The following is a 288-nucleotide window of genomic DNA, read 5'->3' on the forward strand; positions in this document are numbered from 1 at the left end:
CGGCGTAGTCGGCATGCAGGTAGGGCTCGGAAAGCGCCACGCCCTCGAGCGCGGCATCAGCGGGAATGGACGACGCGCCCAGGTCGGCCTCGCCCGCGGCCACCTTCGCGGCGACGTCCTCGGGGCGGCCGGGGGTGATGTTCTGGTCGGCGTCCTTGTGGTTCACGGCCTTGGCGAACTGCACGTCCAGCCCGGTGCGCTCGCCCACCAGCCGGAGCAGCTCCACGGTAAAGCCGATCTGGCTTGTGCTGGTTGCCTGCTCGTAGGGCTCGCTGTTGAGCGCCGAGG

General features: G+C 70.5%; 1 protein-coding gene. It reads right to left on the bottom strand.

Annotated elements, in window-relative coordinates; all coding sequences use genetic code 11:
- Window positions 1-288, bottom strand: a 288-nt coding sequence (locus NE591_RS16455) for a hypothetical protein (protein WP_256157133.1), incomplete at both ends; no start/stop codon positions are given.

The sequence above is a fragment of the Adlercreutzia sp. DFI.6.23 genome (genome assembly GCF_024462535.1).
Classification (GTDB): Bacteria; Actinomycetota; Coriobacteriia; order Coriobacteriales; family Eggerthellaceae; genus Adlercreutzia; species Adlercreutzia rubneri.